This is a genomic window from Candidatus Nitrosotenuis aquarius (assembly GCF_002787055.1).
In the GTDB taxonomy this organism is placed as follows: Archaea; Thermoproteota; Nitrososphaeria; order Nitrososphaerales; family Nitrosopumilaceae; genus Nitrosotenuis; species Nitrosotenuis aquarius.
Genome location: NZ_CP024808.1, coordinates 1,483,329 through 1,508,549, shown reverse-complemented (window position 1 = coordinate 1,508,549; position 25,221 = coordinate 1,483,329). Strand labels below are relative to the sequence as shown.

Here is a 25,221-nt window from a genome sequence, read left to right as displayed (position 1 = left end):
TAAAGTATGCTCATTTTAGAGTTGATGATCCGCGGATGGGGCACAAAATACAACCAAATAGCGCGAGAATTTGGCTATCAGAAACAAAATGATCTAAAGGCCGCATCCATGTTAAATTCAATCATATCAAGACAATATTCTTTTCAAAAGCTAAAAAAAACAATATCGGGCAAGACAGTCTTTGTCATTGGCTCTGGCCCCTCGCTCGGCTCGGCACTGCCAATTTTGAAAAAATACAAAAATACAGTCAAGATTTGTGCAGACACTGCGCTGGATGCCCTAGTCAGAAACGGAATCAGGCCCCAAATCATAGCAACTGATCTGGACGGAGACTTGGACTTGATAAGAAAACTCAGCAAGACTAGCATCATAGTTGTTCATGCACATGGAGGCAACATTTCAAAATTGGAATTTGCAAGAAATTTCAAAAACTGCATTGGGACAACACAGACAAAAAAAGTAGGCAAGATTGAAAATTTTGGTGGCTTTACCGATGGAGACAGAGCCGTGTTTTTGGCAAGCAAGTTTGACGCATCAAAAATATTTCTATTTGGCATGGATTTTGGGCCAAAAATAGGCACGTATTCTCGCACAAAAAAATCAGAAAGGAAAATCAAGCAGAAAAAACTATACCATGGAAAAATGCTGCTTGAATGGCTTGCGCCAAAAACAAAATCCGATCTTTTTACCCTCTCAAAGCCAATCCGTGGTTTTGAGAAATTAACATACCAACAGCTAGAACATAACGTTTCTAGCTAGAATGCGTTTTAATACCGAGATTACCACAGAGCAAATATGCAGTTTTCAGAGGATCAGATCAAAGACGTACTAGAAGTCAAGGAAAAGCTGACATCTGAAATACAAAAACACAAAGAAGAAATCGAAATGCTTGAGAAGAATCTCGCATTAGTCAATTCCTTACTAAAACAACAAAGCTTTACCAAGGCATCATCACTAAAAGAAACAAGTCAAGTCCAAAAAGAAGACTATTCTGTGCCTCTAAAGAAAAACACCGACGGCTCCCTGATTGGAAATGCGCACATCAGCCCTGATCAAGTTCTAATTGTTTTAGACAATACGCTAAATCTCAAAGAAGACATGCATCCATTCAAATCGTTTTTCCTTGAGAGAATCATAGGCGAGATGAAGAAAAAAGACATTGCCGACATGGAAAAAGGAATCATAACGCAGGATTCCATGATAGACTGCCTTGTAAACAAGGACGGAACATCACTGCGAGAAATAATAATCAAGAACTATCGTCAAAAAGAGCGCATAAATGAAATCCTAAACACGGCTGCGTGGTCGCTCTCAAAGATGATAGAAAACTCCAAGTGATAAAATGGACAAAATAGTAGTTCTGGACTTTGGTTCTCAGTACAGCCACCTAATTTGCCGAAGAATACGAGAATTTTCAGTTTATGCTGAACTTGTTCCATTTGACATTCCAATTGAAAAACTAAAGGCAATGAATCCAAAGGGAGTAATCTTCTCTGGCGGACCATCAAGCGTTTACAACAAGGACTCGCCTCGCCCTGATTCCAAAATTTTTGATATGAGTCTGCCTTTGCTTGGGATTTGCTATGGTCACCAGCTAATAGTAGATAATTTTGGCGGCAAAGTAAAGCGTTCCAATAAAGAATACGGACATTCCACCCTAACAATAGACAACAACGCCAGCCTTTTAGGAGGGGTTGGAGACTCGCTTCGGGCATGGATGAGCCATGGTGATGAGGCAGAAAAAATACCAGACAATTTCAAGATAATCGGCCACACGGAACGATCGCATGCAGCCGCGATTGCAAACGAAAGCCAGTCAATCTATGGAATACAGTTCCATCCTGAAGTAGTGCACACTGAGAACGGTGTCAAGATTCTCAAGAATTTTGTTCTAAACATCTGCAAGGCAAAGCAGGAATGGACCATGGAAGGATTCATAGAAAAAACTGTAAGTGAGATCTCAAAAATAGACGGAAATGTCTTGTGTGGAGTAAGCGGTGGAATCGACTCTACGGTTGCTGCACTACTAATTCATAAAGCAATTGGAAACAGACTCAAGTGCGTATTTGTCGACAATGGATTGTTGCGACTAGACGAAGAACATGAAATAGAAAAAATGTTCAAGGACAACTTTGCAGTCAATTTTACCCCAATTAATGCAAAAAAGAGATTTGTTGATGGGCTACAAGGAGTAACCGATCCAGAGAAAAAAAGAAAGATAGTAGGTGAAGAATTTGTTAGAATTTTTACCGAATTTGCAGAAAAAAACGGCCCATTCAGATGGCTTGCGCAGGGAACTTTATACCCTGATGTAATAGAAAGTGGAGTCTCAAAGGGCCCTGCAGCTGTGATCAAGACCCATCACAATGTTGGTGGTTTGCCAGACTGGCTCAAGCTTGAGGTTCTAGAGCCACTACGAGAACTATACAAGGATGAGGTCAGAAAGGTTGCCGCAATTTTGGGCGTACCGAAAAAACTACTTATGCGACATCCATTCCCAGGACCAGGCCTTGCAGTTCGAATAATCGGAGAGATAACGGAAAAGAAACTACACATTTGCAAGCTTGCAAGCAAAATTGTGGAAGAGGAATTGGAGATATCTGGATGGTACGACAAGGTTTGGCAGGCATATGCAGCAGTAGGAGACGACAAGGCAGTAGGTGTGGTAGGAGATGAGCGAAAGTATGGAAACATTGTGATGATCCGGGTGGTAGAGTCAATTGACGCAATGACTGCGGACTGGACCAGACTGCCGCATGAAATATTGGCAAAGATCAGCAATCGCATAACAAATGAGATCGACGAAGTAACCTGGGTCTCATATGTGATATCAAGCAAGCCGCCTGCAACAATAGAGCCGCAGTAAAATTTGTAGTAATTTTTTTAAAACAAGAAAAATTGGATACCATGTGAAATCATTTTTCATAATTTTGTTTATTTTAGTATCTATCATACTAGTTCAGCAGGCACATTCAGAAACATCAAAAGAAAATCTCAGTAAAAAGCCAAAATTAGAGACAAAGGACACATTTAAAACATCCAACAAAGAGTTTGAGGCAAAAATCTCAAAACATTTCAAGGTAGAAAAAGAATGGAAAAAAATTAACTCCACATCAGCCTTTGAAACATGGATCAAAGTAAACGACTATCAGGTTGTAAACGGCAAAAAAATTTGGAACAAGGCAATTTTTAAGATCGACTCGGCAAAAAACTATGACAAGATAAAATCTGACAAAAAAACAGTCGTGATATATCCTACGTTTACAGATTCTGCATACAGTGAGCCTGGATTTTACACGTACTATAGAGGAGAATGTAATGAAAAATGCTTGACCATAAAAATACAAAATAATTTCTTGCCACAGGCAAATCCAAACGCGGTCCAAGTTCTGAAATTGCTTGGCTATTCATTTGTAACAGACATTGATGTGGACAAAAATCCTTCAATTCTTAGCAAATACAACAAAGTCATAATATTGCACAACGAATATGTTACAAAGAAAGAATTTGACGCAATCACATCGCATCCTAATGTGATCTATCTTTATCCAAACGCCCTGTATGCAGAAGTAAAACCAGATTATGCAAAAAACACAATTACATTAGTACGCGGGCACAGTTATCCAGAAAAAAGAATCAGCAATGGTTTTGATTGGAAATTTGACAATAGCAATCTGGAATACGACACAGACTGTAAAAACATGCAATTTTATAAAATCAATAACGGTTGGATGCTCAACTGTTATCCGGAAAACATCATCCACAAAAGCATGAAATTTCTTGAAATAATAAAGAAACTTTAGAATGCCACATACCACGATTAGACTGTTTAAAACGAAAAAACAGATGCATATAGAAAATATTTTGTAAAATATTATCGAGTAGAAATTGCTTCGACATGGAGAAGGTATTAGATGAATAAATTGATGATATTTGCAGTACTTGCAGGTGTGATGCTATTTACCCAGATCATTCCTGTTTATGCAGGCGATAGTGAGGCAAGAAAAAAGGCCAAAGAACGAGAGGAGCAACTTGCAAAAGAAGCCAAAGAGAAAAAACAGAAAAAGCTAGAAGATCAGAAAAAAGCACTTGATGCAAAGGCAGTTGCTGCTAAAACTGTCGTACCAAAAGGTAAAGCTGCTGTCGATTCTTCCAATGCAGCTAAGAAAAAAGCACTAGATGATGCAAAGGCAGCAATAGAAACTGCAAAGACAAAATTTGATGATGCGAAGCGAGCATACAAGCTGGATTCCAAGAATGCGACAAAAAAACAAAGCTTTGAGGATGCACAAAAAGCACTAGAAAAGGCCAAAATAGACAGAGAATTACTGAAATTAAAATAAATAGATATTCAAGAATCAAAAAAAGATCCATATCGATGAGTACGGCGCAAAAAATATCCGAAGCAAAAAAAATTCTTGCAAATCTAGAATCGACTGAAAAATTTGACAGTTTTGTAGGGATAATTCATGATATCTTCTTGCATTTGCTAGACGAATACAATGTCAAGTTCGGCCTCAAAATAGACAGAATTGGCCTTGAAAAATTCAAAACGGTGGCAAAAAAATCAGGCAATATTGATGCAATCAACTTTCTTATCTGGTATGAAAAAGAATACAAAAAACTCAGAAACGATCCCGAACTTGGCCAATTCCTAGAAAGAGAATACTCTGCGCCAAACGACATGGCACAGATTGGCGCAAGACTGCTGGATGAGGCAAAAAAGATAGCATATTATGCGTACGAGAATTTCTAAAGAAGCGCCGCACCAAACACGCCAGCAGAATCGCCTAGCTTGTTTGGTATAATTGGTGTGTCGATTAAGTCACTGAACACATTATTGTATACTGCTTGCTTTCCTTGTGTGTATAGAAAATCAATATTGGATAATCCTCCACCCAATACTATAACATCAGGATCCAAAATGTCAATCACATTTGCTAGGCTAGTACCAAAATTATCCAAAAATTCCTGCTTCCATTGTGTAGATTCTGAATTCTTAATTATTGCAGGCAGAGATTCTGTTTTGCCGGTAAGCTCTGTCCATCTCTTTTCCAGTGCCGGTCCGCTGATGTATGTCTCCACGCATCCGTGCCTGCCGCAATAGCACAGATTTCCGTTTTGGTGTAACGTGTGATGGCCCCATTCGCCTGCAATGTTTGTTCTGCCGCGGTGGATTTTGCCGTCAATTACTATTCCTCCCCCTACTCCAGTGCCCATTATTACGCCAAATACTAGACCATATCCTACAGCTGCGCCCATTTTCGCTTCCGCCATGGCAAAACAGTTTGCATCGTTTTCCATTGTTATTTTTTGGTGCAGTGATTTTTCCAGATCTTCTTTTAGTGGCATTCCAATCAGGCATTGTGTGTTGCTATTTTTGATGAGGCCTGTCTTTTTTGAGATTGTTCCGGGAGTACAAATTCCTATAGAATAATCATCAATGTTTTTTGTAATATCACATACCAGAGAAACAATCGAATTTACAATACTGGAATAGCCATTTTGCTGGTTTGTGGGGATTCGCTTTTTCTGTATTACATTTAGGGATTCGTCAAGGCAGACTGCTTCGATTTTTGTTCCGCCCAGATCAATGCCTATTTTGTGCACAAAAATCTATGATATGAATAATGTTTTAGGGTTTATTTTTTGCCAGATACTGCGATTACGTCGTCGATTCGCAAAATCATGCAGGCGGCCTCTGTTGCGGATTTTGAGATCTGCTCTTTTACCGCTACTGGTTCGACGATATTGAGTGACAGCATGTCGTCGATTTTTCCTTCTTTGGCGTTGATTCCAGCCCACTTTCTGCCGTTGCTTTGCCTTGCTCGCAGGTTTGCCATGGTGTCAATTGGGTCCATTCCTGCGTTTTCCGCTATTGTTAATGGAATTACTTCTAGTGCCTCGGCATATTTTCTAATTGCTAGTTGCTCCCTGCCTTCAAAGTTATCAGACCACTCCTTTAGCTGGGATGCCAAGTATGCTTCCGGGGCTCCTCCGCCTGCAACAATTGCTGGCTTTTCGATTACGTCCTTTACTACCATCAGGGCATCATGTAAAGAGCGGTCAACCTCGTCTACTACTCGCTGTGAGCCTCCTCTGACTAGAAGGGTTACGGATTTTGGATTCTTGCATCCTTCGATGAATACCCACTTGTCGGATTCCACCTTTTTTTGGTGCACTAGGTCTGCATGTCCTAGGTCCTTGTCTGTCATGTCATCCAGATTTGTGGTGATTCTGCCGCCAGAAGCCTTTGCTAATTTTGTCATGTCAGATTCTTTGACGCGTCTTACGGATAAGATTCCGTATTTTGCCAAATAATGCTGTGCGATATCGTCAATTCCTTTTTGGCAGATCAAAACATTTGCCCCAATTCTTTGCAGCTTGTCGACCATTGACTTGAGCATCCTGTTTTCTTCTTCTAGGAACATTTGCATCTGAGTTGGGTCGGTGATTCTAATTTCTGCGCTCATCTCTGTTTTTTCTACTTCGAGTGCCGCGTTCAGTAGGGCGATTTTTGCCTTTTCTATTTTGGTCGGCATTCCGCTGTGGACTACTTCTTTGTCCAGTACTATGCCCTTGACTAGCTCTGTTGCTTGGATGGAGCTGCCTGCCTTTTTCTCTACTTTGATGTTGTCAAGGTCGACTACGTATGTGTCGCCTTTCTTTTCGGCTACACGTAACACTGCGTCGACTACTAGTTTTGCTAAAACACCTGAATCTTCAGAGATTAATTTTGATTGCATGCTAGTTGTTGCTATTTTGAATAATGATTCCTCGTCTGTTGGCTCGATTTTCTTTGCAATTTGCGACAACAATTCCATGACTTTTTCTTGTGCCGCTTGATATCCTTCTATTATAACTGAAGAGTGGACATCTTTTGCAAGCAGCTCTTCTGCTTTTTCAAGTAATGCGCCTGCAAATACGACTGATGATGTTGTGCCGTCTCCTACCTCATTGTCTATGGTTTTTGAGATTTCTACCATCATTTTTGCTGCGGGGTGCTGGACGTCGATTTCCTTGAGAATAGTTGCACCGTCGTTTGTTATAGTGACATCTCCAATAGAGTCAACAAGCATTTTGTCTAGGCCCCTTGGACCAAGGCTTGTTCGGACCAGATCGGCTACTAGTTTGGCCGCCATGATGTTGTTTTTCTGTGCGTCCCTGCCTTTTTGCTGGAGGGCACTTTCCTTTAGAACCAGAACAGGTCCTTGTGGTGTTTGCTGAATTGAAGCCATGCTAGATGAAAAAAATCTTTGAAACCCTTTTTTAAAAGTTTGCTAGGCTAGTGCTGGGATGATAGATCTCTTTTTTACGTCAATAATTCCAGAATGTAGGATCCTAACTGACGGCAGGGCGAGAAACGGCAAAAACAGTGGCATTAGGTGCGGTCTTGGGAATTTGCAGCCGGCATCTCGCAATGTCTGGTTTAGGCTAGTGAATTTGACCAAAACATCATCAAAGGAATTTTTCGATATTATTCCAGCCACTTGGAGAGGCAAAAACGATACGATTTTGCAGTCCTTTACTATCACCATTCCGCCCTGATATTTTACCAGATGGTTTGCTGCTATTGTCATGTCTTTTTCTGTAGAACCGATAACAATTAGGTCATTTTCATGAAAGCTCCACGTAGATGCAAATGCTCCTACATCTGCCCCAAAGTTCTTCAAAAATCCTATTGCATGCTTGCCTGAGCCATATGTCCTATCAAATGCAGCTACCATCCAGATGTCTTTTTCTTTGGATGGTACAACATTTCCTTGTCGCACATCAAGTTCTGCAGTAGATAATTTTGTGATGATTTCGGTGTCCATTTCGATTAGGTTTGCGGTGACTGTCTTGCTTTTGCTTGGAATTATAAAATCAGATTCAGAGAATTTCTTTAGCTTGACTGTCTTTGTAATCCAGGCGGGCAGTGCATCTTTTCTTATCTTGGCCACAATGCTTCCATTTGATGCGACCAGCTTGCCGCCAACAAATACGCGTCTTGGTTTTTTGGCCAAGTCATCAAAGACAAGCATGTCTGCCAGCTTGCCTGGCGCAATTCCGCCAATGTCTTTGCTCATGTTGTAATAATCAAATGTTGTTTTGGATGCGCATGCTATTGCGTCGATTTTGTCCATTCCTAATGCAATTGCCTCTCTGACGCAATGGTCAATGTGGCCGTACTGTGAGATGTCAAGCGGATCTAGGCCGTCTGAGCAAAACATCAGCCTTGATAGATACGGCTGGGTTTGCAGAATTTGTGGTATGATGTTTTTTAGATCACGTCGAATAGAGCCCTCTCGCATCATCACCCACATTCCTAATCGGAGTCTCTCCATTACTTGGGAATAGTCAATTGGCTCATGACAGGAAAAGATTCCAGATGAAATGTACGCGTTTAGCTTTTTGTCTGATGCGCCTGCAGTGTGGCCGTTTATCAGACAGTTGTGGTCCAGCATTTGCGCAAGCTTTTTCATTGTTTTTGGGTCCCTGCTTGTGACCTTGGTCCATGAGAACACTTCTCCCAACCCCACAATTCCATCCAGATTTAGTGCTGACTTTTCCTCCGATAGTGATAGTACCTTTCCGTGGCTGAATTTTGGATCTACAGGTATGCCGCCAGGCGTTACAGAGAAAATCCTGATTGGCAGGCCAGAGCATGACTTTACAAATTGTTTTAGGCCCGCAAATCCGCAAACACTCACAATATCAATTGGATCGGAAAAAAGGCTCGTCGTTCCGCAAAGAAGTGACTGCTTGGCAAGCTCGGACGGCATTACAAACTGGTCAATGTGGACATGTGGGTCTGCAAATCCTGGCGTGAGGTATTTTCCTTCCAGATCTATTATTGTGGTGTTTGGTCCTGCGGCATGTGTCGCGTCTGGGCCGACATATGCGATTCTATCACCTGCAATAGCAACTTGGGTCTGTGCGTTGATCTCTTTGGTATAGACGTTGACCAGTGAGCAGTTTTTTAGAATAATGTCTGCCTTTTTGTCACCCATGGCAACTGCGTTAAGCGAGTTGATTGTATCAAGACGTGACACGCCAATCAGTTTGCAGTACGCTCTATTATAGGTTCAATGGGGAGCTATTGTTTAAATTACCAAGTCGGCGGGCTTTCTCTATGAACGTACCCAAGGAAATGAACAGATATTGTCCTAAATGCAAGACACATACTGCTCAAAAGGTCGCCTTGTACAAAGCAGGCAAGAGAAGAGGTTCTGCTATTGGTGAGCGACGACACGAAGAGGACAAAAAGGGGTACGGGGGACAGAAATTCCCAAAACTTGCAAAACCAGCAAAGACTACAAAAAAGCAGACATTGATTTTTACATGCCCTACGTGTAAAAAGAAAACAATGAAACATGGCATCAGACTACGCAAATTGGAGTTGACGGCATGACAAAGCGAGCACACATCTTGGTTCCAAAGCCAAAGAGCAAATTCCAAAAGGTCCAGTGCAAGGAATGCAGTGCAGAGAACGTTTTGTACTCACATGTCACCACTACAGTTACATGCAAGTCTTGCGGCAACGTAATCGCAGAACCAACCGGCTCTGTTGCAAAGATTCACGGAACAGTGTTAGGAATTTTGGAATAAGTCATAATCTGACTTTGTGTTTAGATTAACTGCAATTCTTTTATCGTCAAATATGGTACAGGTCTCCCTCTTTGTCCCCCTCGGGTTTACTATAGAGATTCCGGTATAGTAACACTGGATACCATCAATGTCTGTTGAATATTCCAGAGACAGATTGTTTTGGTCTAGGAATTTTTTTGTCACAACAAAACTCTGCCAGTCTTTATTTTGGTATTTTGATACCAGATCTTGCACTATACTATGATCTAATAACGGCAGATCACCGGAGGTCACAAAGACGGGTTCATCAAATTGCGACAATGCAAAATTCAGATCAGCGACATAGTCTTGCCCTTTTGTTGATACAATATCTGCATGCTCTGAGACTAGCCTCTCCGTGTTTGGCGAATTTGGGCTGGTTGCCGCAACTATTTTTGTAAAACACTTGGAGTCTTTTAGTGCATCAATTACATGTAATATGACTGGTTTTTTGTATTCCAGCAGAAGTTTTTCGCCCGGGATTGCCATCCTTGTTCCCTTGCCTCCTGCCATGACCAGTCCAATCATAGCGATGCAAACACTAGAAATGCCGAAACTCGTGCCAGTTCGTTTGTAGCACCCATAATATCGCCTGAAATTCCGCCAAAACTACGCCTAGAGACGCCTGCAATAACCAAGGTTACTGCTATGGCGGCACCCAGTGCCACAAAGCCGGCATTGTTTTGAAATGCCGCAATTATTGATATGGTAATTATTCCTGCAATGACTAGTTTCTTTCTATCCTTCATTGATTCGATAAATGTCGAGTTAGAGCCCTGCCAAGCAGACGGACCAATGCTTGCAGACAATACCATACAAAACTTTGCAATGATTTCGCCAATCAAGATTGCGTAAAACAGCTCAAAGCCCTTCATAAAAGAAAGCGCAATTACGGCAGCCGCTACATAAAATACAATAGCAATTATTCCAGCAGAGCCGACCTTTGGGTCCCGCATCACTTCCAGCTTTTTTTCTTTTGTTCCCTTGACCATGAGGCCGTCTGCAAAATCCGATAATCCATCGGTGTGGTGTATGCCAGTGACTAGTACTAGTCCTGCAGTCACCAGCAAGCCGACCACCAGCGGCTCCAAAAAGAAAGACATGCCCCAGCCCGCTGCGCCAAGCAACAGGCCAATCGCGATACCAATTACTGGAAATAGATACATGTGTCTTGCAACAGTTTGCAGATCTGAGCTTCCTGCAGGAATTATTGTAAGAAACGAAAACACGGAACCTGCTTGCCTAAACATGAATCCACCATCCAAGATAACTCAATACAATGATTGATGGGATTGTCACAATTCCGCAAAACAAAACACATGTAGTCTTCATCAGTATGACTGCTGACTTGAAATGGGAATAGTCTAGCTCTGTTGTGCCATTACCCAGAGAATAATGATCGATTTTCTCAAACCTTGTGTGCAATGCCCCTGCCATCGCAGCCATTGGGATTCCTGCGTTTGGGCTTGAGGTTTTTTTACCGTCTGCCCTCATTGTGTGCAATGCGCCCCTCCAGTCTGCTCCTATGACTAGTGCGGCTAGCACCATCACATAGCCTGTGATTCTTGCAGGAATATAGTTAAGAGCCTTGTCGCAGTTTGCCGCAAACCAGCCGACATTGGAAAACATGGAATTTCTATATCCAATCATAGAGTCAAACGTGTTGATTGTGCGATACACAAACGCGCCAGGTAGGCCAAACAATCCAAAATAGAAAAGCGGGCCTGTGACGCCATCTACGATGTTTTCGCTTGTGGTTTCTAGGACCCCTGATACTACATGGTTTTTGTCAAGCTGCTTGGTGCTTCGCTTTACCAGCATTGCCAGTCTGTCTTGGGCTTCGCCTAGGTTGTTTTGGTGTAGGGATTTCATAACTTGTTTTCCGTGCTGCTCTAGGCCGCGTATTGCAATTGTTGTCTTGAGTAGAACAGAGCCAACCAGAACAGTCAGAATTGTGGATATTACATCAGTAGTACTGGCAAATATCTCAAAGGATACCAACAAGGCAGCAACAAGTCCCGTAATTGATGTAGTCACAATTATTCCGCCGAACTTTTCTGTGGTAGGGTTTTGTGATTTTGCAAATGGGATTATCTTGGCAATCATAGTTCCAACCCATGCAGTCGGGTGATACTTTGATCTTGGGTCGCCAAACGCAAGATCAAGCAGTATGGCTCCGATTGCGATTAAAATTGGGATCATGATATCAGCCTCTCTATTGATTTGACGTCAATGTTTTGCTGTGTTATTTTTGCCAGCTTGTCAATTTGGGTGTCTAGTTTTTTCTTGTTTTGCTTTCTGAACAGGTGAATTTTGTTATCAAGTGAGTCTTCGTTTGGCAACTCTAGGTCAACTAGAGGCATTGCGCCTAGAACGGATTTAGATGTTATTTGCTTTAGGCGCCTAAATCCGGGCTCTAGCAGCTTTTTGTTTCCACGGAACTTGTTTATGATGAATCCCCGGACCAGACTTTGGTCCTGCTTGGATAACAACATCATTGTGCCTGCAATGCTTGCAAAGGTTCCACCCTTTTCAATGTCAGAGACTAGAATTACTGGTGAGTGGGTCTTTTGTGCCATCTTCATGTTTGCAATGTCATATTTTTGTAGGTTTATCTCGGCAGGCGAGCCGGCACCTTCTAGAATTATCAGGTCGTACTTTGATTTTAGGTGCGAAAACGAGTCCATTGCTGTTTTGAGGCCGCGGCCCAGAGCAAATTTCTCATAGTAGGTTTTGGCTGACATTTTCTTAAACGGCTTTCCTTGGATTACGACATTGCTGACATAGTTGCCAAGTGGCTTTAGCAAAATTGGGTTCATGTGTGGGGAGATCTCGGCTCGGGCTGCAATTGCCTGGATTGCCTGCGCCTGGGATATCTCAAAGCCGTCCTTGTAGGAATAATTTGACATGTTTTGCGACTTGAAGGGGGCAACGCAATATCCCAGGTTTGAGAAAATCCTGCACAATGCCGTTACCAAGGTGGTTTTTCCAGCTCCGGACGACGTTCCCTGGATCATTAATGTCCTAGTCATGATATTGTCTCCAGCGCAGACACCAGCTTTTGGTTTTCTTTTCTAGTTCTGATTGCTATTCGGATATAGTGCGAGTCGAGTCCGCGGAAATTGCCACAGTCTCGCACCAAAATATTTTTTCGTAATAGCTTTTTTTGCACTAGTTTTGCCGGTTGTTTTGTTTTGATCAAAAGAAAGTTTGTTGCAGAACTAAAACAGGAAAAGCCGGGAATTTTTGATATTGAATCGATGAGGAACTTGGATTCTGATTTGACTAGTTTTCGTGTTTTTTCAAGAAATGTCTTATCAGAGAGTGCTGCAATGCCTGCCTGGTGCGCAAGCTCATTTACGCTCCATGGGACCTTGATCTTGTTTAGGACGGAGATGAGGTCTTTGTTTCCTATTGCGTATCCCAGGCGAAGTCCTGCAAGGCCGAATGATTTTGTCATAGAGCGCAAAACAAAGAGGTTTGGATATTTTTTGACCAAACCAATGACGGACTGGTTTGGAGATTGTGTTAGCTCGATAAAACATTCGTCTATGAATACTAGAGAGGATTTTGCTTTTGCCGCCCTGATTATTTGTATTATGGATTGCTTTGGTACAAGCTCGCCTGTAGGATTGTTTGGGTTGCAGACAAAGACCAGTCCGTTTTTTGGTATTTTTTGTATGAATTTGTCAAGATCAAATTGCAGATTCAGTGTTGCAAAGAATTCCGGTTTTGCACCATAGAGTCGAGCTGCCGCTTCGTATTCTCCAAATGTTGGGGAAATTATCAGGACCTTGGATTTTGATGCAGCCCTGCAAAAATCATAGATTATTTCGGTTGCCCCATTTCCTATTGTGATGTTTGTAATTGGTATTCCTAGATATTTTGAGAGGGCTTGCTTTAGCTTTGTAGAATTGTGATCCGGATAAGTCGGGATTTTTGTATGATCCATTGCCTTTTTGACTATACCGGGAAAGCCCAGGGGGTTTACGTTTGAGCTAAAATCTACGATCTTAGAATCATACCCAGAAACTGAATATGGTCCGCCATGGTGGATTGGGCTATGAAACTGGATGTTTTTGGCAAACTTCATGAATCAAGGCCGGCTGTGACGGGTTTAGTTGTTGCGGTTTTGGGGCTAAGAATTATTAATTGATCGCACAAAAATTTTCCTTGATGAAGAAGCGCGTAGCAATCTTGGGCGCAACAGGCGCCGTAGGACAGGAATTCCTGTTATCCCTAGAGAACCACCCATGGTTTGAGGTAACCCAGCTTGCGGCATCTGAGAGATCTGCAGGCAAAAAGTACATCGAGGCAATCCGCGACCCCAACTCGGGCATTATAAAGTGGCAAGTAGGGGGGGATGTTCCAAAATATGCACGCGATATGCCAGTAGTAGCAATTAACGATGTCAAAGTATCAGAATTAGACCTGGTCTTCTCAGCAATCGAAGACGAGGCAGCTCGAGACATAGAGACCAAATTTGCCAAAGACGTTCCAGTGGTATCCACATCATCCGCATACAGATACGAAGAGGACGTACCAATTTTGATTCCAGGAATTAACGATGACCATGTTGAGCTAATCGAGCAGCAAAAAAAGAACAGAAACTGGAAGGGCTATGTCTTGCCACTGCCAAACTGCACCACGACAGGCCTAGCCATTACCATGAAGCCACTATACGAAAACTATGGCGCCAAGCGAGTAATCATGACATCAATGCAGGCAATCTCTGGAGCGGGACGCTCGCCAGGAGTATCCGCACTGGACGTTACTGACAATCTCATCCCATACATTCCAAAAGAGGAAAACAAGGTAAGAGTAGAGACTGCAAAAATCCTTGGCAAGCTAAAGGATGGCAAGATAGAGCCAGCAAACATCAAGGTAAGCTGCACATGCACGCGAGTTCCAGTAATTGACGGCCACACGGAATCCGTCTTTGTGGAGACGTCAAAACCTGCAAAGGCAGAAGATGTAAAACATTCCATTGAGGAATTTTCGAACCATATCAGTGTAACTGGATTGCCGTCTGCACCAAAGGATTACCTAGTAGTGCATCAGGACCCAACTCGTCCACAGCCAAGAATCGACAGACAGATCAACGACGGCATGACCACATCGATGGGAAGACTGGAAGAAGACCAAATCTTTGACAACGGTTTGAAGTATGTGCTATTTTCGCACAACAAGAAAATGGGCTCTGCAAAAGGCGCAGTCTTGTTGGCAGAAATGCTGTACAAAAAAGGAAAAATCTAGAAAATTTTTGCAATTTTTTCTCATTGACTTATAAAACAGTAAAGGAATTTGTCGAGCAGGTGTTTTAGACGGCAAAAATTGATGATCTAGACCTGACAATACTGTCTGAGCTATCAGAGGATGCGTCAATTTCCATTCCAAGACTATCGGAGAAAATCAAGGTAAACCCGTCCGTAGTATATTCTAGAATCAAGCGACTAACCAAGAAAAAGCTAATTGAGCGATTCACTATCATAGTAAACGACAAGGAGCTTGGATATGGGGTAAAGGCCTTGACCGGAATTAACATGGATTCCAAGTTCCGGGACAGTATCATTGATGAGTTATTCAAGGTAAAGGGAGTTCGAGAAATATCCGAGGTAACCGGCAGATTCGACATCATAGTGACAATGTATGCGCAAAACTTGGCAGAAATGCACAAGCTGATATCAGAAGGGGTGGGAAGAATAGAGGGCGTCTTGGCATCAGAGTCTTTTATTGAAATGAAGCGCAGGACCAAGACTATGCCGTATAACCATTCGGCCTAGGGGCATGTTACATTTAATTTTGAATAATATTACATACGGAATAGGGAAATAGATGCAAAGGACTCTGGCTAAAGGCAAAATTGCGACATATTACGAGCTGACCAAGCCGAAAATCTGGTACCTTTTGGTATTTACTGCATTTGGCGCTACAATAACAGCATCAAATGTGTATGATGTGGAAGTGTCGCCTGCCACATGGGCTTTGATGATTTTTGGAGTCGCCGCAGGATCGGCAGCTGCCAATACTTTGACTAACTATCACGACAGGGATATTGACGCAATAATGGAAAGAACCAAGGGTCGACCAATTCCTTCCGGCAGGATTTCCCCGCCGGAAAAGGCGCGCGACTTTGGGTTGGCGTTGGCAGGCATATCACTGGCATGTGCATTTGCAATATCATATACGGCAGGATTCTGGAATGGAATCTGGGCTGGAATTTTCATGGCGTTTGGCCTAGTAAACAATGTGGCAGTGTACTCTCATGCGCTAAAGAGAAGAAGCAGGACCAACATTATTCTTGGTGGCCTTTGCGGAGGAGCACCTCCTTTGATCGGTCATGCCGCAGTCACTCTACAAGGATTGTGGGATCTTGGAATGGTGATGGCTGGCCTAGTCTTCATCTGGATTCCAATGCACATCTGGGCACTCACGTTGCACTTTAAAGATGACTACAATAAGGTAAACGTCCCAATGCTCACAGCAGTACAATCAGAAAAGACATCAGCTAGGGTAATTGCCATTTCCACACTTGTCATGGTGTTGTTTAGCGTTGTTCCGTTCTTTTTGACTCATGATGGAAAACCAGTAATGACTGAGGTATACCTGTACACTGCAATTGCATCTGGTGCTTTGATGTTGGTGTTGTCATTTTGGGTAATCGCAAAACCATCAGAGAAATCATCGTGGGTTTTGTTCAAGTTTTCCAGTCCGTACCTTGCGGTGTTGTTTATTGCATTGATGGTAGACTCGGGTCTTCGATAACTAGACAGAACTAAACAATTTTTGATTGTACAATTGTACCACAACTATGCAGAACTAGGCAGTTTTGTGCATAAATGTGTCACTTCAGAATTTAATCCCAATGCCGTAGGTGTTAAACTAGGCACTGATAATTTCTACGCTCGTCTTTAATATCAAAAAATTTTGAATTAAAATCAGACTGTGGACTGGGAGTCCCGACCGGAGCCCCAACGACCACACGTCCTATCTCCGCTATTTTATTGCCTTTCTGAGAGTATCGTTTATTATTGCGGAAAAGCTCACGGATTTTCCTGTCTTTTTTATCTGGTCTGCCTGCATGTGCCTGAGCTTTTTTTCCACTTCTTCATCTAGTACTATGGTGTGTCTTCTAATCAATGACTAACATCCATGTGGTATTACTTTTCTACGTTGGCATCAAATACCAAAACTGGTATTTTGGTTGCACTCAATTTAGCTCTGATGTGTTTTGGAGAATCTAATGCACCAACAACACGGGACATGTTGACTTTTCTGCTACTTTTCTTGCAACACTTCCAAGGGTGATTATCTTTGATATGCCGGTTCTGCTCGTAGTTCCGATCACTACCAGATTGGCTTTGTTGTTTTTAATGGAGGCCAGTATTTTTTCCGCCGTGTTTCCATACAGCGTTTGTGTTTCGATGCTTACCGAGTCGTATTTTTTGGCGTTTTCCTCAAGTAGCTTGCTTGCCCTTTCTTTTGCCGCATAATACATCTCTTTTTCGTATTCTCTCATTGTTTTATGGGTGGTGGCTCTTCCTGACCAAGGTGGCAGAACTATTTCCTGTACTACATATAGCAGAAAAATTGTTCCCTTGCTTTGCTTGGCGAGCTCGACTGCCTCTTTTAGCGCATTCTTGGAAGGAATAGAGCCGTCAAATGGCACAAGGATTGTTTTGTATACCAAACTACGATTTAACTACTAATTACACTAATTAAAGAATTTTGTAAATATCAGATCTGATTTTAAAAACTATAACAAAAATGTATGAATAGTGTATGTTTGTGTTAGATGGTGCTTTTTGGATTAGGTTTCGGTTATGATCAAAGATTTCAGTCAACCATTGCATTACCAGTTATAACAATTGCCTGTAGCTGAAAATTTTGCTTCCTATGATCTAAGAAGTAGTACTGGGACTTTGACTTTATGGTTTATTGTCTGTATGATATAGTCATAGTGATTTTCTTCTAATTCTGAGAGATGTGGGTGGTCAAGTATCAAGAGATCTGTTCTGTGCTCTTTGACATAGTCCACTATCCACTCTGCGATGGACTCAGTCAGTGCGATCTTTGTCTTTATCTTCATGCCGCTACGCTTTGCAAGTTCTTCGAATCTGTAAAGCGATTTTTTTGCCATCTTTTTTTGCTGTTCGATTGATCGGAGATCTTCTTTTGTCTCAAAGAAGATTAACTTGGGCGGTTTTTTGTATACACACTCAATTATCGTGACATTGCCATCAAATGCCTTTGCCAGACCAAGCCCCACAAAGAACGGCTTTTCTTTTACCTTTTTTGTGATAAACGCGACTACGATGTTTTTGAACATTGTTAGAATAATATGATAATGGTTTTAAATAATATGATGGTTTCAAAAATGGATAATATTTGGAGCGAATCGAAGTCACGGTGTTTCCAGATAAAAAGGAATACGCAGAAAACTTTCTCAACAAGCAATAGGTGCCCTACCAAAGAATCGACGGAGTCACGGTTGAAGACAAACAGATCTACCGATACATCATAGTTTCTCCGGACAAGCTGGCGCCTTCCATCATACAGACATTCTCAAAACTTTTGGATACAAGGGAACCACAGTTGTACATCATCAACGAAAAAATCGAAGCTACCGTATCTGAATACCTGCAAAAACTGGAAGAGAGTGCAACTGAGGAAGAAAAGAGACCTCAAGTAATTGAAGAGATTGTTCCGCTGACTGAGCCGTTTGTGCGTTTCAGAAAGGACATGACAATAATGATCATCATTTCTTGTGCTGTGGCACTGGTGGGTTTGTTCTCACAGCCCGGCAGTCGTAATTGGCGCCATGTTGATTTCGCCACTTCTTGGGCCGATAACAGCTTTTGCGTTTAATGCGGCAATTGGCAGGCCTGTAAAGATGGCACATTCCGGATGGTCAGGCTTTATTCTTATTGCAACTGTTGTGATGGCAAGTGCAGCTCTGACGTTTCTTACGTCTTTGATTGTGGATCTTCCAATAACAAATGAAATTGAAATTAGGACAAAGAACTCGCCAGTAGACATCATAATTGGAGTATTGCTTGGGATTGCAGGCGGGATTGCCATGGTCTCAACAATACCTGGAATTCTAGTTGGAGTCGCAATTGCGGCGGCCCTTGTCCCACCAACCACGGTCACCTGTATTGGTATTGCGTTTTTGGACTATCGGATATTTGCTGGGGGTTTTCTACTTACCTCATCAAACATAATAGGCCTAATACTCGGATGCATGATCATATTCTTCCTCAAGGGAATAACTCCGAGGAAATACTATGAGCGCACTACGGCAAAAAAATACCTGCTTGTAAGCATTATTGTGTTTTCATTCCTCGGGGCACTGCTTGGAGTGCTTAGTTCGATTTAGTTTTCTGTGTGCTGTCTTAAGATCTCAACTACTTGTTCATTCAAGTTGCCCTAATTCACGTAATTACTTTTGGGTGTTCGATTTCATGATCTTGAGCAATATCGCATCATGTTTTGATTCCGTCAAATGGAACTAGGATTGTTCTGTATGGCAATGCGATTTTACAAGACTCGTTGCAATTAAAGAAATATCTGTTTATCAAATTTGATTTTAACAGATATGAGATATAGATTTAAGTCCGAAATCTTGCCATAAATAGATTGTCCGCGTTGAATCAATTCATGTTTTTGATTTTGGTTTTGCCATTACTCGCGGTCCCAGTTTACGCCCAGACATCGTTTGACTTTGTAAATTTGTCGCAAGAGTCTGTCGTTGACTATATGAATAAAATTGTAGAAAACATAACTGTTGAATCATCAATTTATGACATAGTTGGATTTTCTGTAGGGATGGTCGTCTACGGAATCTTCATTTTTCATTTCTACAGATTCCTCGCAAAAAAAGACATGTTCTCACTGAACATAGAACAACGCCTCAGGGGCGGCAAATTCAAGCCTAGTGGGCAGAAGATTTCCGCAGCCCCAAGAATAGCTGCACACATTGCAACCAACGTGTTCATTTTTCCGATCGTAGTGTTTGTGTGGTTTTTGGTTTATTCCATATTCATGTTCTTTCTTGCACAAGACATGTCGGTAAAAACGGTCTTTCTTGTTTCAAGCTCAATTGTCATATCTGTCAGAATCGCTGCATATTACAATGAGGATCTGGCCAGGGATTTGGCAAAGTTGCTTCCACTGGTACTGCTAGGCATATTCATACTGAGTCCCAAATTTTTCTCACTTGATGAGATAATGCCGCGCCTAGCAGAAATGCCCAATTTCATAATTCAGATAGCAGCATTTATTGTGGTCGCAATTACAATTGAGGTTATCCTTAGCGTTTTGTATCTGATCAAACTCAAGTTTTTTGGAAAAAAGGAAAAAAGCAGCAAGTCTTCCAATTCCGAGCAACCAATCTGATTGAAACGGTTGTTTTCTTGCAATCAGGAAATGACTCTAAATTCCGATGAACAGAATTTGGATCTCAAATATCGTAATTATGAATGCAGCATAAATTGCAAGTAGGGCCATGGCGTGCCATTTCTTGATTTTTGCCGTCCTAAGAAATAGAAACATTGCAAATGGCGCAACTATTGCAAATCCAATTAGCGATGAGAGAATTCCAAAGTTAATGTCCACGCTAGAGAGCACCAAGACCAATCCTAGAACCAGCGTGATGTTTGTTATGCACGACCCAATAATATCTCCCAGGGCAAGCTGTAGGTGTCTTTTTCTTACCGCTATTATGTCAACAGTTAGTTCTGGTAAGGAGGTGCCAAAGGCAATGACTGTTGCTCCAATAACGGATTGCCTTATTCCTGTCACCTCGGCAATCGATGATGCACTGTCCACTACGAACTTGGCGCTGACAATCACAAGGGCAATTCCGACAAAAAAATAGATCAATTGCTTTAGTGCGGAGTTTTTTTCTTGTTCGGCATCCTCTTTTTCTATTTTGTGAGACTTTATGGTATAATACAGGAAAAAGCCAAAAGCTCCCAAGAGCACAATTCCAATAAACCTGCTACCTTGCTGAGAGACCAACAAGGCCAGAGGTATCGCAGATGACGCCAAAAGAAGCGGCAAGAGAGTACGCAGTGTTTTTTGCTCTATGTGCCGTATCGGCGATATCAGCAAAAACAATCCCGTAACGAGGCCAATATTGGTAACGTTTGAGCCGAAAATATCGCCAAGTGTTATTCCCACATTATCAGAATGTGTTGAGAATACGGCCACGCTGATTTCTGGAGTCGATGTTGCCACTGCAACTATGACAAACCCTGCTGCAAGCTCCCCAATTCCAGTTATTTTGGAAAACCTTACAATTTTCTCAATTGCAAAGGTTGCGCTTTTGACCAGTACTGCAATCGATGCTGCCAGAATTATTATGTCAAGAATCATCTCAGACATGACTCATCCCCAGACCAGTGGGACCAACAACGTGGTCAGAACAGACACAAGCAACACTCCTATGATGTTTAGCGGCAGACCAATTCTTGCCATTTTCTTTGGGTTTACATGTCCACTAGAGAGCACTATTGCGTTTGAGGGGGTGCTCGAAGGCAGGATGAATCCATAGCTTGCCGCAATTGCCACAGGCATCATGAGCAAAATTGGATTTACGCCAAGGGTGGGAGCAAGAGCTGCAGCAACTGGAATCATCAATGCCGCAGTTGCGGTATTGGAGAGATATTCGCTAAATATCACAACAGAGGCTAGGACCAAAATTATGATAAAATAATTGGCACCATGCAGAAAGGACAGATGGTCTGCCATCCAGACATCCACTCCTGTAACTGTAAAGCTTCCTGCAAGTGCCAGCCCCCCGCCAATTAGCACCAGTATGCCCCATGGAATTTTTACTGCGGAACTCCAGTCCAGCAGTCTCTTGTTTTTTGAAGGAATGAAAAACAAAGACATTGCCGCAAAAAGAGCAATTGTTGAATCATCCACCAACGGGAATAGATCTGCCCAGACCAATCCCCTAGTTATCCATGCAGTTACAGCACCAGCAAAGACTACAATGACTAGTTTTTCATCCCTGCTAATTTTGCCGAGGTCTTCGAGTTTTTTTGCGATGAGTGTTTTTTCGCCAATTATCGGGGTTTTGCCAATCCTTACACCCACATTTACCATGTAGAGCCACATTACAAAAAGAGAGATTGCACTTACCGGTAGCCCCACAAGAAGCCACTGGGCAAAACTCACATCGATTCCAACTAGCGACTTGGAAAGCGATGCAAATATTGCATTGGGTGAAGTGCCGATCAAAGTTGCAATGCCCCCTATGCTTGCCGCATACGCTATGCTAAGCAAAAGACAGATGCTGAATTTTTCCTTGTTTTGTATGTCAAGACTAGTTATGATTGCAATTGCAATAGGCAGCATCAGTAATGTGGTAGCGGTGTTGCTCATCCATGCGCTAAGAACTCCGGTCACTAGGACAAATGCGCCAATGATGCTTTTCGGATTTGTCCCAAATAATTTCAATATTGTAAATGCAAATCTTTGGTGCAGGCCGGTTCTCTCTATTGCGGCTGCAAGAAAGAACCCGCCCAACATAAGAAAAACTATCCTGTCTGCATAAAATGTCGACACCTGTGCAAGCTCAGTCACGTGCAGAATCGGAAAGACGACCAGCGGCAAAAGGGCAGTAACATAGATAGGGATTGCCTCTGTGACCCACCAAGCACCCATCAGAAACGCCGTTCCAAGGACTATTTTTGCCTCAAGTGACAGCCCGTCAATTGGCGCTAGAACTATGATTGTAAAAAGAACTGGACCCAAGGCCAGGCCGATTCTGCTAATTTCTGGCTTTTTCAATCCATACTAGTCCTCTCAAATTCAGATATGTACTCCATTCTAGATTATCAACAATGAGAAGAAAATCACAATTACAATTATTGGCATGAACTTGCGCATCCTTGCATTGATTTGTACTGCCTTGTCCTTCATGTCATGATCTACATACCTCATTTGTATAACCATGGAAAGCAAGTTGTTCAAAAACAATGCATATGCAATTATCATGATTTTGTCAAGCAGTGTGAGATAGCCTACTGGAGGAAGCTGGTTTGCGGCATTAAGATGTGCCGCTACTGCAGCCAAAAGGGTTGATGCGCCAAGGCCTATTCTTGGAGCAAAATTAGCTGGGCTCATCCAGAAAGCAAGCATTGCAATTGTTGTGATTATGATAATTGGAAGGAGTGTTTTAAGAAAAGACGAGAGGAAAAATCTCTCAATTGTCATCGTAAATACATATCTAGAATATTCCTTGCCATCAGGATAATCATGAATTAGGATGTCTTGGGTCATCTCAACTAGATTCCAACCCGGAATGCTGATCAGCTTATCAATGCCACTCTCGTCAGGATCTGCCATCAAGACAAGACTTTGATGCTCATCTAGCCCTTCTATTTCCACAGTTAGATGAATTTGCTCAAATGGATATTGGTGAAAATCCAAGTTGTTTAGAAACGTGCCTTTGACCCTTGCTTCATAATAATGCGGCTCTACCGTAATAGGCTCTATGGTTGCTTTGCCATTCATGAATTCTATCTTGGGTTTTGACTTTGTAAAGTCATCCTCTTCGGAATACACCCACATGTAAAAATCAAGGTCGTAGGAGCTTGTATGCAGATCGATTTTTCCGACATTTAGGAGGTAGATTCCGACTCGGTATGATTTTTGTTCATCCACAGTTTGTGCGTCTGCAGCCAGAGCTGGGATTGAGAGTAAGGACAATGCAGCTATTACAAATGTGAAACTGATTTTCATTTTTCTTGCTTGTTGAATCGATTCTACATGTATATGTTATTTATTTGACAGGTCGTTTGCCAAATTACTCGCATATGTAGAATATTGATCGAAGGCATACCGCAAATCTATAATCATGATCATATAACATGTTTAGGTAGAATCGCAATATGGACACAAACTACGATGATTGTTGTAAAAGAGCGTGTCCGAATCTTATCTGCGACAATTCTCCCTTGCAGGCCGTAGATTTGTGTCCATATATCAAAGGGTAACCACAATGCGACGCCAATACATAACAAATATCGGTCTTCTCTTTGCAATAGGCATTCTCTCATCAGTGCTTGTTTTGCCAGTAAGCACTGTAGAGGGAAGAGTGAATCAGAACAAGTGCATTTCAATGTATGAAAAATACAAGGAGCTTGGCGAGCAAAAGTTTCGCGAGAAATACAAATACAAATCGGATCTTCATGACTGCATAAAGCTGTACAAAAATCCAGATTGGTATTTTGTGGGCAAAAGCAAAATTGACAAGAACTTTGAAAAGATACAGTCTGGCTTTAAGAACAACAATGCCAAAATTGACATCAAGGTAACCTCCACCACGCTACTAGGCAAGGAAAAATACCTAGTCAAGTTCCAGGCGTGCTCAGAAAAATCAATCCAAAGGCCATCTTTTCTCATAGAATCCAAGCTTGAATGGTTCATAGCCGAGTCAGGCAAGTCGATGCAGGCAGGAAAATGCCAAAGTTACCACACACAGATCAACTCCAAAGACACAGCTCAGATCAAGATCCAGTATGTTTCTGACTTGACCGAATTTACAAATATCAAATACAGAAAAATCTAAAGGCATACCGCACTTGCAAAACAATATCTAATAATTAATTTCTCAGAGATGAGTCGTGCCAGTACCAATCTCGTGTAAGACAGGTCATTTCAGATGGTGGCTAGGCGTTGTGCCTAGCTGCCTCTGCACGCAATGAGGGAAAAAATTTGAAGTGCAAAAAATGTAGCAAAGAATTCGAAAATAGGAGATCAGAATTTTGCTCACTTGAATGTGCCATGAATTATTCTGAATAAAAAATAATTGGTTTTGGATTGTTCTACCGATATTTTGAATGAGCTAGCCAACCTTTCTTGGCTTTGACGGACTTGAGCTTGTCTTTTTTGGACTTTGCCGCATCTGCCTCCTCTAACGCAACACTTGCATATACTGATGCAAACAACATTACCGCTATTGTGGCAAGAAGTAAAGTCTTGGAGAATGTTTTCATTGAGTATCTTTTGTTCAGATGTTATATGATCATAATTGTAGATTTGCGGTATGCCTTAGTAGAAGCCAAGAACAAACTTGTATCTGCCAATCTCATTCCAGTTGGTATTGTCAAGTTTTCCCTGCTTTGACTTGGCTATTTTTTCTGCTGCGTCTGCGATTGTTGTTATTTTGTATCCCAAAGTATTGCCATTCTTTGCCTTCATGACTGCGCCATATGTACTGCATTCTCCTTTTGGAATGGCCTTGTTTACGCCTTGGTAAATTTTCTCAGTATCCGAGCTTAGAACAACTTCGGCAATTCCCAGACTATAATCATCGGCGCAGACCCACACATGATAAATCCACCAGCCGCTTTTACCTGGGTATGGTTTTACGATTTTTTCTTTGACATACTTGAAATTCTCCTGTTTGTCATAGTTAATTGCCGCGCCAGAAGGGACTACAGTACCTGCGATCATCACAGACATTGCCAATAGAGCAATTCCGAGTATTTTCAGCACTAGCGACCTGCCTCCAGGATTGTCGAGGAATGGTTAGCAATTCTTACAATATTGCAGGATTCGTGGGGGGTTTTTGAAACAGTTGCACAATTGACGCAT

At 42.0% G+C, this 25,221-nt stretch carries 31 protein-coding genes; 15 read left to right on the top strand and 16 right to left on the bottom strand.

Going from position 1 to position 25,221, the window contains the following annotated elements:
- Positions 1-6 precede the first annotated feature (6 nt).
- From NAQ_RS08795 to NAQ_RS08770, 6 genes are all read left to right on the top strand, one after another.
- Complete coding sequence (locus NAQ_RS08795) at positions 7-759, top strand: 6-hydroxymethylpterin diphosphokinase MptE-like protein (RefSeq protein ID WP_245871604.1); 753 nt, start codon at positions 7-9, stop codon at positions 757-759.
- Between the two features lie 36 nt (positions 760-795).
- Complete coding sequence (locus NAQ_RS08790) at positions 796-1,338, top strand: hypothetical protein (RefSeq protein ID WP_100183166.1); 543 nt, start codon at positions 796-798, stop codon at positions 1,336-1,338.
- A gap of 4 nt (positions 1,339-1,342) precedes the next feature.
- The gene (gene guaA, locus NAQ_RS08785) at positions 1,343-2,866 is read left to right on the top strand and encodes a glutamine-hydrolyzing GMP synthase (protein WP_100183165.1); all 1,524 of its coding nucleotides are present in this window, start codon (positions 1,343-1,345) and stop codon (positions 2,864-2,866) included.
- A 43-nt stretch (positions 2,867-2,909) separates the two neighbouring features.
- On the top strand, positions 2,910-3,803 hold the full coding sequence (locus NAQ_RS08780) for a hypothetical protein (RefSeq protein ID WP_100183164.1): 894 nt from the start codon (positions 2,910-2,912) through the stop codon (positions 3,801-3,803).
- Between the two features lie 111 nt (positions 3,804-3,914).
- Entirely contained in the window at positions 3,915-4,343 is a 429-nt protein-coding gene (locus NAQ_RS08775) for a hypothetical protein (RefSeq protein ID WP_162858727.1), read from the top strand.
- A gap of 35 nt (positions 4,344-4,378) precedes the next feature.
- The gene (locus NAQ_RS08770; RefSeq protein WP_100183162.1) at positions 4,379-4,756 is read left to right on the top strand and encodes a hypothetical protein; all 378 of its coding nucleotides are present in this window, start codon (positions 4,379-4,381) and stop codon (positions 4,754-4,756) included.
- Here NAQ_RS08770 and NAQ_RS08765 read toward each other — a convergent pair.
- From NAQ_RS08765 to NAQ_RS08755, 3 genes are read right to left on the bottom strand one after another with little or no spacing between them, the layout of a single operon-like run.
- A complete protein-coding gene (locus NAQ_RS08765) occupies positions 4,753-5,610 on the bottom strand; it encodes an ROK family protein (RefSeq protein WP_100183161.1) in 858 nt (285 codons plus the stop codon). The genes NAQ_RS08770 and NAQ_RS08765 overlap by 4 nt on opposite strands.
- A 32-nt stretch (positions 5,611-5,642) precedes the next feature.
- A complete protein-coding gene (gene thsB / locus NAQ_RS08760) occupies positions 5,643-7,238 on the bottom strand; it encodes a thermosome subunit beta (RefSeq protein ID WP_100183160.1) in 1,596 nt (531 codons plus the stop codon).
- A 42-nt stretch (positions 7,239-7,280) separates the two neighbouring features.
- Positions 7,281-8,993, bottom strand: a complete 1,713-nt coding sequence (locus NAQ_RS08755; protein ID WP_100183543.1) for an adenine deaminase — start codon at positions 8,991-8,993, stop codon at positions 7,281-7,283.
- A 122-nt stretch (positions 8,994-9,115) separates the two neighbouring features.
- On the opposite strand from NAQ_RS08755, the gene NAQ_RS08750 reads away from it, so the two are divergent.
- The gene (locus NAQ_RS08750) at positions 9,116-9,394 is read left to right on the top strand and encodes a 50S ribosomal protein L44e (RefSeq protein ID WP_100183159.1); all 279 of its coding nucleotides are present in this window, start codon (positions 9,116-9,118) and stop codon (positions 9,392-9,394) included.
- The gene (locus NAQ_RS08745; RefSeq protein WP_100183158.1) at positions 9,391-9,591 is read left to right on the top strand and encodes a 30S ribosomal protein S27e; all 201 of its coding nucleotides are present in this window, start codon (positions 9,391-9,393) and stop codon (positions 9,589-9,591) included. Before NAQ_RS08750 ends, NAQ_RS08745 begins: the two co-directional genes overlap by 4 nt.
- Here NAQ_RS08745 and NAQ_RS08740 read toward each other — a convergent pair.
- The 5 genes from NAQ_RS08740 to cobD are packed head-to-tail and all read right to left on the bottom strand — an operon-like array spanning position 9,574 to position 13,702.
- Positions 9,574-10,137 carry an NTP transferase domain-containing protein gene (locus tag NAQ_RS08740; protein WP_100183157.1) on the bottom strand — a complete coding sequence of 188 codons (564 nt, stop codon included), beginning with the start codon at positions 10,135-10,137 and terminating at the stop codon, positions 9,574-9,576. The genes NAQ_RS08745 and NAQ_RS08740 overlap by 18 nt on opposite strands.
- On the bottom strand, positions 10,134-10,859 hold the full coding sequence (cobS, locus tag NAQ_RS08735) for an adenosylcobinamide-GDP ribazoletransferase (RefSeq protein WP_100183156.1): 726 nt from the start codon (positions 10,857-10,859) through the stop codon (positions 10,134-10,136). The genes NAQ_RS08740 and cobS overlap by 4 nt, the downstream gene beginning before the upstream one ends.
- Positions 10,852-11,811, bottom strand: coding sequence for a cobalamin biosynthesis protein (locus tag NAQ_RS08730; RefSeq protein WP_320410618.1), 960 nt, complete (start codon positions 11,809-11,811; stop codon positions 10,852-10,854). The genes cobS and NAQ_RS08730 overlap by 8 nt, the downstream gene beginning before the upstream one ends.
- Positions 11,808-12,641 carry a cobyric acid synthase gene (locus NAQ_RS08725; protein WP_245871603.1) on the bottom strand — a complete coding sequence of 278 codons (834 nt, stop codon included), beginning with the start codon at positions 12,639-12,641 and terminating at the stop codon, positions 11,808-11,810. Before NAQ_RS08725 ends, NAQ_RS08730 begins: the two co-directional genes overlap by 4 nt.
- A complete protein-coding gene (gene cobD / locus NAQ_RS08720) occupies positions 12,638-13,702 on the bottom strand; it encodes a threonine-phosphate decarboxylase CobD (RefSeq protein ID WP_100183154.1) in 1,065 nt (354 codons plus the stop codon). Before cobD ends, NAQ_RS08725 begins: the two co-directional genes overlap by 4 nt.
- Positions 13,703-13,782: 80 nt before the next feature.
- On the opposite strand from cobD, the gene asd reads away from it, so the two are divergent.
- From asd to NAQ_RS08705, 3 genes are all read left to right on the top strand, one after another.
- Positions 13,783-14,865 (top strand): aspartate-semialdehyde dehydrogenase, encoded by a 1,083-nt coding sequence (gene asd / locus NAQ_RS08715; RefSeq protein ID WP_100183541.1) that lies wholly within the window; start codon positions 13,783-13,785, stop codon positions 14,863-14,865.
- A gap of 101 nt (positions 14,866-14,966) precedes the next feature.
- Entirely contained in the window at positions 14,967-15,392 is a 426-nt protein-coding gene (locus NAQ_RS08710; RefSeq protein WP_245871780.1) for an Lrp/AsnC family transcriptional regulator, read from the top strand.
- A gap of 52 nt (positions 15,393-15,444) precedes the next feature.
- On the top strand, positions 15,445-16,374 hold the full coding sequence (locus tag NAQ_RS08705; RefSeq protein ID WP_100183152.1) for a heme o synthase: 930 nt from the start codon (positions 15,445-15,447) through the stop codon (positions 16,372-16,374).
- A 231-nt stretch (positions 16,375-16,605) separates the two neighbouring features.
- Here the strand turns inward: NAQ_RS08705 and NAQ_RS10225 are convergent, their stop codons facing one another.
- The 3 genes from NAQ_RS10225 to NAQ_RS08695 all read right to left on the bottom strand — a co-directional run bounded on the left by NAQ_RS10225 (position 16,606) and on the right by NAQ_RS08695 (position 17,938).
- Positions 16,606-16,749 carry a hypothetical protein gene (locus tag NAQ_RS10225; RefSeq protein WP_162858726.1) on the bottom strand — a complete coding sequence of 48 codons (144 nt, stop codon included), beginning with the start codon at positions 16,747-16,749 and terminating at the stop codon, positions 16,606-16,608.
- A 100-nt stretch (positions 16,750-16,849) separates the two neighbouring features.
- Complete coding sequence (locus tag NAQ_RS08700) at positions 16,850-17,299, bottom strand: universal stress protein (RefSeq protein WP_100183151.1); 450 nt, start codon at positions 17,297-17,299, stop codon at positions 16,850-16,852.
- A gap of 204 nt (positions 17,300-17,503) precedes the next feature.
- Positions 17,504-17,938 (bottom strand): universal stress protein, encoded by a 435-nt coding sequence (locus tag NAQ_RS08695; protein WP_100183150.1) that lies wholly within the window; start codon positions 17,936-17,938, stop codon positions 17,504-17,506.
- Positions 17,939-18,069: 131 nt separating this feature from the next.
- Here NAQ_RS08695 and NAQ_RS08690 point away from each other — a divergent pair, with 131 nt between their 5' ends.
- From NAQ_RS08690 to NAQ_RS08680, 3 genes are all read left to right on the top strand, one after another.
- On the top strand, positions 18,070-18,477 hold the full coding sequence (locus NAQ_RS08690; protein ID WP_100183149.1) for a hypothetical protein: 408 nt from the start codon (positions 18,070-18,072) through the stop codon (positions 18,475-18,477).
- A complete protein-coding gene (locus tag NAQ_RS08685; protein WP_100183148.1) occupies positions 18,431-18,988 on the top strand; it encodes a TIGR00341 family protein in 558 nt (185 codons plus the stop codon). The genes NAQ_RS08690 and NAQ_RS08685 overlap by 47 nt, the downstream gene beginning before the upstream one ends.
- 260 nt (positions 18,989-19,248) lie before the next feature.
- Positions 19,249-20,007 carry a hypothetical protein gene (locus NAQ_RS08680; RefSeq protein ID WP_162858725.1) on the top strand — a complete coding sequence of 253 codons (759 nt, stop codon included), beginning with the start codon at positions 19,249-19,251 and terminating at the stop codon, positions 20,005-20,007.
- Between the two features lie 36 nt (positions 20,008-20,043).
- Here the strand turns inward: NAQ_RS08680 and NAQ_RS08675 are convergent, their stop codons facing one another.
- From NAQ_RS08675 to NAQ_RS08665, 3 genes are read right to left on the bottom strand one after another with little or no spacing between them, the layout of a single operon-like run.
- The gene (locus tag NAQ_RS08675) at positions 20,044-20,997 is read right to left on the bottom strand and encodes a sodium:calcium antiporter (RefSeq protein ID WP_100183146.1); all 954 of its coding nucleotides are present in this window, start codon (positions 20,995-20,997) and stop codon (positions 20,044-20,046) included.
- Positions 20,998-21,000: 3 nt separating this feature from the next.
- Positions 21,001-22,410 carry an SLC13 family permease gene (locus NAQ_RS08670; RefSeq protein WP_100183145.1) on the bottom strand — a complete coding sequence of 470 codons (1,410 nt, stop codon included), beginning with the start codon at positions 22,408-22,410 and terminating at the stop codon, positions 21,001-21,003.
- A 39-nt stretch (positions 22,411-22,449) separates the two neighbouring features.
- Positions 22,450-23,364, bottom strand: coding sequence for a ligand-gated ion channel (locus NAQ_RS08665; protein ID WP_100183144.1), 915 nt, complete (start codon positions 23,362-23,364; stop codon positions 22,450-22,452).
- Positions 23,365-23,623: 259 nt separating this feature from the next.
- Here NAQ_RS08665 and NAQ_RS08660 point away from each other — a divergent pair, with 259 nt between their 5' ends.
- Positions 23,624-24,193: a hypothetical protein gene (locus tag NAQ_RS08660; RefSeq protein ID WP_162858724.1), complete on the top strand. Its 570-nt coding sequence runs from the start codon at positions 23,624-23,626 to the stop codon at positions 24,191-24,193.
- Between the two features lie 256 nt (positions 24,194-24,449).
- Here the strand turns inward: NAQ_RS08660 and NAQ_RS10220 are convergent, their stop codons facing one another.
- Positions 24,450-24,620 carry a hypothetical protein gene (locus NAQ_RS10220; protein ID WP_162858723.1) on the bottom strand — a complete coding sequence of 57 codons (171 nt, stop codon included), beginning with the start codon at positions 24,618-24,620 and terminating at the stop codon, positions 24,450-24,452.
- Between the two features lie 55 nt (positions 24,621-24,675).
- A complete protein-coding gene (locus NAQ_RS08655) occupies positions 24,676-25,122 on the bottom strand; it encodes a hypothetical protein (protein WP_100183142.1) in 447 nt (148 codons plus the stop codon).
- Positions 25,123-25,221 lie beyond the last annotated feature (99 nt).

Excerpts from the sequence above, each read along its gene's own strand:
- NAQ_RS08795 (WP_245871604.1), top strand. The coding sequence starts at position 7 with ATGCTCATTTTAGAGTTGATGATCCGCGGATGGGGCACAAAATACAAC.
- NAQ_RS08790 (WP_100183166.1), top strand. The coding sequence starts at position 796 with ATGCAGTTTTCAGAGGATCAGATCAAAGACGTACTAGAAGTCAAGGAA.
- guaA (WP_100183165.1), top strand. The coding sequence starts at position 1,343 with ATGGACAAAATAGTAGTTCTGGACTTTGGTTCTCAGTACAGCCACCTA.
- NAQ_RS08775 (WP_162858727.1), top strand. The coding sequence starts at position 3,915 with ATGAATAAATTGATGATATTTGCAGTACTTGCAGGTGTGATGCTATTT.
- NAQ_RS08770 (WP_100183162.1), top strand. The coding sequence starts at position 4,379 with ATGAGTACGGCGCAAAAAATATCCGAAGCAAAAAAAATTCTTGCAAAT.
- thsB (WP_100183160.1), bottom strand. The coding sequence starts at position 7,238 with ATGGCTTCAATTCAGCAAACACCACAAGGACCTGTTCTGGTTCTAAAG.
- NAQ_RS08755 (WP_100183543.1), bottom strand. The coding sequence starts at position 8,993 with ATGGGTGACAAAAAGGCAGACATTATTCTAAAAAACTGCTCACTGGTC.
- NAQ_RS08750 (WP_100183159.1), top strand. The coding sequence starts at position 9,116 with ATGAACGTACCCAAGGAAATGAACAGATATTGTCCTAAATGCAAGACA.
- NAQ_RS08745 (WP_100183158.1), top strand. The coding sequence starts at position 9,391 with ATGACAAAGCGAGCACACATCTTGGTTCCAAAGCCAAAGAGCAAATTC.
- NAQ_RS08740 (WP_100183157.1), bottom strand. The coding sequence starts at position 10,137 with ATGATTGGACTGGTCATGGCAGGAGGCAAGGGAACAAGGATGGCAATC.
- cobS (WP_100183156.1), bottom strand. The coding sequence starts at position 10,859 with ATGTTTAGGCAAGCAGGTTCCGTGTTTTCGTTTCTTACAATAATTCCT.
- NAQ_RS08730 (WP_320410618.1), bottom strand. The coding sequence starts at position 11,811 with ATGATCCCAATTTTAATCGCAATCGGAGCCATACTGCTTGATCTTGCG.
- NAQ_RS08725 (WP_245871603.1), bottom strand. The coding sequence starts at position 12,641 with ATGACTAGGACATTAATGATCCAGGGAACGTCGTCCGGAGCTGGAAAA.
- cobD (WP_100183154.1), bottom strand. The coding sequence starts at position 13,702 with ATGAAGTTTGCCAAAAACATCCAGTTTCATAGCCCAATCCACCATGGC.
- NAQ_RS08705 (WP_100183152.1), top strand. The coding sequence starts at position 15,445 with ATGCAAAGGACTCTGGCTAAAGGCAAAATTGCGACATATTACGAGCTG.
- NAQ_RS08695 (WP_100183150.1), bottom strand. The coding sequence starts at position 17,938 with ATGTTCAAAAACATCGTAGTCGCGTTTATCACAAAAAAGGTAAAAGAA.
- NAQ_RS08685 (WP_100183148.1), top strand. The coding sequence starts at position 18,431 with ATGTTGATTTCGCCACTTCTTGGGCCGATAACAGCTTTTGCGTTTAAT.
- NAQ_RS08675 (WP_100183146.1), bottom strand. The coding sequence starts at position 20,997 with ATGTCTGAGATGATTCTTGACATAATAATTCTGGCAGCATCGATTGCA.
- NAQ_RS08665 (WP_100183144.1), bottom strand. The coding sequence starts at position 23,364 with ATGAAAATCAGTTTCACATTTGTAATAGCTGCATTGTCCTTACTCTCA.
- NAQ_RS08660 (WP_162858724.1), top strand. The coding sequence starts at position 23,624 with ATGCGACGCCAATACATAACAAATATCGGTCTTCTCTTTGCAATAGGC.
- NAQ_RS10220 (WP_162858723.1), bottom strand. The coding sequence starts at position 24,620 with ATGAAAACATTCTCCAAGACTTTACTTCTTGCCACAATAGCGGTAATG.